The 848-nt window shown below is 63.7% G+C and carries 1 protein-coding gene; it reads left to right on the top strand.

Translation table 11 applies throughout. The features are described from left to right. On the top strand, positions 1-848 hold an 848-nt coding region (locus AC1DY5_RS57355; RefSeq protein WP_478122994.1), incomplete at both ends, for a type II secretion system F family protein.

Genomic DNA, 848 nt, shown 5'->3' with positions numbered 1-848 from the left:
CTTCACGCGCCAGTTGGCGACCATGATGAAGGCCGGCGTGCCCTTGCTGCAGGCCTTCGACATCGTCGGCCGCGGCAACGCCAACCCGAGCGTGTCCAAACTGCTGAACGACATCCGCAGCGACGTCGAGACCGGCACGTCGCTGTCGGCGGCATTCCGCAAGTTCCCCAAGTACTTCGACAGCCTGTATTGCAACCTGGTCGAGGCCGGCGAGGCCGCCGGTATCCTGGAAGACCTGCTCGACCGGCTGGCGACCTACATGGAGAAGACCGAGGCGATCAAGTCGAAGATCAAGTCGGCGCTGATGTACCCGACCTCGGTCGTCGTGGTGGCCTTCGTGGTGGTGGCGATCATCATGATCTTCGTGATCCCGGCCTTCAAGCAGGTGTTCACCTCCTTCGGTGCCGACCTGCCGGCCCCGACCCTGTTCGTGATGGGCATGAGCGAGTTCTTCGTCGCCTACTGGTGGCTGATCTTCGGCGTGATCGGCGGCGGCATCTATTTCTTCCTGCAGGCCTGGAGGCGCAACGAGCGCATGCAGAAGGTTATGGACCGCCTGCTGCTGCGCCTGCCGATCTTCGGCACCTTGATCGACAAGTCATGCATCGCCCGCTGGACCCGCACGCTGGCCACGATGTTCGCCGCCGGCGTGCCGCTGGTCGAGGCGCTCGATTCGGTCGGCGGGGCCTCGGGCAATTCGGTGTATGCCGATGCCACGGTCAAGATCCAGCAGGAGGTGTCCACCGGCACCAGCCTGACCACCGCGATGACCAACGCCAACCTGTTTCCGTCGATGGTGATCCAGATGACCGCGATCGGCGAGGAATCGGGCTCGATCGACCACATGC

It is taken from the genome of Variovorax sp. P4_D9 (assembly GCF_056401695.1).
Note: the sequence above shows the minus strand (reverse complement) of the source record. Positions and strands in the feature narration are given on the sequence as shown.